Here is a 4,795-nt window from a genome sequence, read left to right as displayed (position 1 = left end):
GGACCCTGGGGTAAGTGCGCCCTTTTTTGGGTTTTTCGGGATAATGGTTTTATAGTAAGCCTGGGGAGCCTTGAACATTCCGGCTTGTACGGGATTTTCCACATTGCCTGTGCACATCCCCCATATATAATTCGTGCCGCATCAGCGGCACACCTTCCCGATACCCCCGATACCCCCGATATCCCCGACATCCCCGATTCAAAAGTTAATTGACCATATAGTTTCCTTCCAACTATAAGTCCATCATCCATACTCCCGCCGCATCAGGCCGCCACCTTAGATTATCGATTCTTCGAATCGATTTGCCCTCTCACCGCTTCGCGGTGTTCCCGAGGGAGAGCCTACCTGCTTGCCAGTAGAGGCAATTAGAGCAAAATTGTCTCGTCAGTTAGTCACATGTGTGCCTTGCAGGAAATGAGGCTCATGACGTATCGTTTTCACCGAATTGCTTCAGAATTTTCACGGAAAGGCTTCCCCTCCGGGGAAGCTGGCGCCGGAGGCGACTGATAGGGCAGGGATGGAACCCCCGTGGCCTTTCATGGGAATCTTTCGTGAGATTATCGATTCTTCGAATCGATTTGCCCTCTCACCCCTTCGGGGTGTTCCCGAGGGCGAGCCTGACTGCTTACCGGTAGAGGCAATTGGAGCAAAATTGTTTCGCCAATTAGCCACATGTGTGCATATTACCGAATCCAAAGGTCATGGTCCTTTTGAAACATTTTCGACTTGCATGTGCTTAACATCCCCTCACCGCATTCGCGGAGCTCCCCGCACTTCGGGGAGCGCGCTTTTTACGGATATAGACAATTCGCACGAGAATGTTTCGTCAATCAGCCTCATGTGTGCCTTGCAGGAAATGAGGCTCATGACGTACCGTTTTCACCGAATTGCCTCAAAATTTTCGCGGAAAGGCTTCCCCTCCGGGGAAGCTGGCGCCGGAGGCGACTGATAGGGCGGGGATGGAACCCCCGGGGCCTTTCATGGGAATCTTTCGTCAGAATATCGATTCTTCGAATCGATTTGCCCTCTCACCCCTTCGGGGTGTTCCCGGGGGAGAGCCTTCTCGCTTGCCGGTAGAGGCAATTAGAGCAAAATTGTTTCATCAGTCAGCCTCATTTTCGTCTTGTACCTGTTGTACGACCCCTCAGTCTGCTCCGCAGACAGCTCCCCAAGCCTGGGGAGCCTTGAACATTCCGGCTTGTACGGGATGTTCAAACTCGCCTGTGCACATCCCCCATATATAATTCGTGCCGCATCAGCGGCACTCCTTCCCGACAACCCCGATAATCCCGAGATTCCCGACATTCCCGATTCAAAAGTTTCCACATAAAAATAGCGTCTTTACAATTTAAAGGCGCTATTTATCACTTTTTCTAATCACTAAAAACTAACTACTCCCTGATCGTCCTCGTGAGATTTTCCATCCACTTGCCTTCTTTATGATCAAATGTCTTTATTTCTATTTTATCGTTATAGAGGTAGATGGAGTTGGTCCAGACCTGGTCTCCGTCCCAGGTGGGGGTGTAGAGGTCGAGGATTTTTCCGTGGTACCAGTTGTTCCGGTGGTTGTAGATGGGGTCGGTGGGCGGGGTGTGGGTGTGGCCGCTGACCCATAGTTTGATCTGGGGGTTGGTGAGGAGGATGAGGTCGATGGCTCCTGCGGGGGAGGCGAAGTGTCGGGGGTTGCTGCCGTAGTCGTCGTCTTTGTAGGTGCCGGTGAGGGGTGCGTGGAAGAAGATGAGGGTGGGTTTCTGCTCGTTGTCTTTAAGGGTCTGTTTCAGCCATTCTACTTCTTCTTTGGACATCTGGACGGGGTTTTTGCTTTCGGTGTCGTCGGCGGAGAGGTAGATGAGAAGATATTTACCCATCTCTTTTTTGCCGTAGAGGGGACCGAAGGTTTTCTGATAGTTTTCGACGTGGGCTTTGCGGAGGGCGGGGTCTGCTTTTTTCAGTTTACCTTTTTGAAGTCCTTCTGCGAAATAGATTTCATGGTTGCCGGCCATGTAGATTTTATCGGCTTTAAATCCGTCGGTGAAGGTTTTGGCTTCTTTCATTTCTTCAAGGGACCCGGAGAGGGCGACCATGTCTCCTGTGAAGGCGATGAGGTCTACGTCTTTCCAGGAGTTGATGTCGTTTCTTGCTTTTTCTTTATTGGAAATAATAGCTTTCGCTGCTTCTCCCTGGCTTTTGCCGGGGTAGTGGACGTCGGAGGCCACGACTATGCGGTGTACTTCGCCCTCCGTATTTCCTGTATTTCCGCAGCCCGCAGAAAAAGCGCAGCCCAGGAGAAGGGCTGCGCAGAGAATATTTCCAAATTTTTTCATAGGACTCCTTTGCCTTCTACGCCGAGGAAGAAGTTTTTGATTTCTTTCAATACGGGATGGTCTTCTTTGGGGATCCATTTCTGTGAAATAAAGTCTGCCGGCCGGCGGAAGCCGAGGCCATAGGCGAAGTAGACGGTATGGGCCATGGTATTCACGTAGGCGGCTGTTTCTTTGATGAGGAAGGTGCGGTCTTCTTCGGAGAGGATGGCGCCTGAGGTATGGCAGAAGTCGTCCAGGAGTTCGTTCACTCTGTTTTCGAAGCCTTCTTCTTCCATTTTGTTTGCCATGAACATGGCGAAGTGCGAGTAGTAGCGGTAGTAGTTCTTTTTGTTTTTCGGGTCGAATATGGACCACTGGCGCATGAACATGGAGATTTTCAGGTAGAGCCGCTGGCCGAAGCGGATGTCTTCGTCGGTGAGGAGGTTTTTCGTCACCATTTCTCGGGTCCAGCGCTGCACTTCTTTGCTGCCCAGGACGCCTTTGAGGATGGATTCTTTCATGGGCCGGTCCTGCCAGACGTAGGAGCCGAGGAATCCGAGGACGTAGGCGCGGAAGATGATGTATTTATAGAAGAATCCGGCGTTTTCGCGGGTGGGTCCGCCTTTCATGAGGGGCAGGGTCTCCGTGAGGGGCATGAGGATCTGGGCGCTTTCCATCACGAGGTTTGATTCGGTCTTTCCCAGGTCTTCTCCGATGGCTTCTGCCAGAATGCGGGGCATCGCTTTGATCCGCCGTTCATGGAAATCAGGGTCGCAGAAGGAGAGGGCTTCCAGGTATTCGGCCCCTTCTTCTTTCACTGCTTTGATGAATCTTTCTGTTTCCAGCTGGAAGAAGGTGGTGAGGGCGGAGAGGTCCGTCCCGGTTTCATTGGAAATCAGGACGAGGGTCTGGATGGTGCCTACGCCTGTATCGTGATAGGGGAAATGGAAATGGGCCATAGCCCTGCGCACGTTTTCAAATTCGTTGGAAAAGGAGCGGGTAATATCGAAATCGAGGTAGTCTTTCACCGATTCTTCGAGGTATCGGCTGATGCGGGAGCCTTCTTTCACGATGGAAGAGGCCAGTTCGAGGCGGAAGTGGACGTATTTCCTGCAGAGGTCATTCCATACCTGGCGGCTTGCCGCATAGGGCAGGTGCCCGTCGGTCATGGCTTTCAGGATGGCTTTATCCAGGGAAAGGGAGGGAAATACAAAACTTTCGCAGGAAAGCGGGTAGAACCGCCGGTTCATGCGTCCAAGGATGATCCGGGCAAGGCGCTCTTTGCCTGCGGCCCGCTGTTCATCATGCATAACGCTCCCTCCTTTCTAAAAAATCTTAAAAAAAATTAAGCCTCATCCTCTATGTAAAGAGAAGATGAGAATTCTGTTATATTATACACTGTTAACCGCAAAATTGGTAATCAGATTTGTGTAAAATTTAGGTAAAAAATGCAGGAAATAAAACAGCCTTTAGAGCTCGTATACCGGTACTTACTACCGCATATCCAAATCTTTCTCTCCTTATCTGCCATAATCGGCGGATTTGGGGAAATTTGGACGCATTTCGGGAAATATGGGGAAAATTCAGGAAATTTTATTTCTACTCCATCGTGTACTATGGAATAAAACCAGGGCCGCCTCCGCCGGAACTTTCAGATAAGGGTTTTCTAATCTTCTCTCCCCTGCCTGGGCTTTCCCGGTGAAACGTGACGTCCTTTCCCTTTTGTCACCATGCGGCTTGTATGAAAGTACAGCCCCTCCGCCTGCGCATTTTTAGGATAGAGGCAATAGGACTTGCAGGTGTCAGGACCAATGACGTACCATTTGCACCGAATTGCCTCAAAATTTTCGCGGAAAGGCTTCCCCTCCGGGGAAGCTGGCTGCGCAGCAGACTGATAGGGCAGGGAGGGGTCCTTCCTATGATCTTTTCGTTAGAATATCGATTCTTCGAATCGATTTGCCCTCTCACCCCTTCGCGGAGCTCTCCCGGGGGAGAGCCTTCGCATTTTACGATAGAGACATTTGTCCCAGGAATGTTTCGTCAGTCAGTCACATGTGTGCCTTGCAGGAAATGAGGCTCATGACGTTCCATTTTCACCGAATTGCCTCAAAATTTTCGCGAAAAGGCTTCCCCTCCGGGGAAGCTGGCGCCGAAGGCGACTGATAGGGCAGCGATGGATCCTTCGTGGGAATCTTTCGTCAGAATATCGATTCTCCGAATCGATTTGCCCTCTCACCCCTTCGGGGAGCTCTCCCGGGGGAGAGCCTTCGCATTTTACGATAGAGACATTTGTCCCAGGAATGTTTCGTCAGTCAGCCACATGTGTGCCTTACAGGAAATGAGGCTCATGACGTACCGTTTTCACCGAATTGCCTCAAAATTTTCGCGGAAAGGGGGCTGTACAGAAAATGTACAACTAAAACAAAGAACCCATCGACTTAAAAAGGCCGATGGGTTCTTCGCATGGTATAATTTAATTATGCCAAAACAAA

The 4,795-nt window shown here is 50.7% G+C and carries 3 protein-coding genes; all 3 read right to left on the bottom strand.

The window, feature by feature from the left end:
* A partial coding sequence (locus QZN42_RS09945) for a hypothetical protein (protein WP_296957258.1) occupies positions 1-251 on the bottom strand: 251 nt, incomplete at its 3' end.
* A gap of 1,140 nt (positions 252-1,391) precedes the next feature.
* Positions 1,392-2,324: a metallophosphoesterase gene (locus QZN42_RS09940; protein WP_296957255.1), complete on the bottom strand. Its 933-nt coding sequence runs from the start codon at positions 2,322-2,324 to the stop codon at positions 1,392-1,394.
* Positions 2,321-3,613: a hypothetical protein gene (locus tag QZN42_RS09935; RefSeq protein WP_296957253.1), complete on the bottom strand. Its 1,293-nt coding sequence runs from the start codon at positions 3,611-3,613 to the stop codon at positions 2,321-2,323. Before QZN42_RS09935 ends, QZN42_RS09940 begins: the two co-directional genes overlap by 4 nt.
* Positions 3,614-4,795 lie beyond the last annotated feature (1,182 nt).

It is taken from the genome of uncultured Dialister sp., assembly GCA_900314595.1.
Classification (GTDB): domain Bacteria; phylum Bacillota; class Negativicutes; order Veillonellales; family Dialisteraceae; genus Dialister.
Note: the sequence above shows the minus strand (reverse complement) of the source record. Positions and strands in the feature narration are given on the sequence as shown.

What these genes read in the sequence shown, in the direction of transcription:
- QZN42_RS09935 (WP_296957253.1), bottom strand. Translation starts at nt 3,613, where the DNA reads ATGCATGATGAACAGCGGGCCGCAGGCAAAGAGCGCCTTGCCCGGATC.
- QZN42_RS09940 (WP_296957255.1), bottom strand. Translation starts at nt 2,324, where the DNA reads ATGAAAAAATTTGGAAATATTCTCTGCGCAGCCCTTCTCCTGGGCTGC.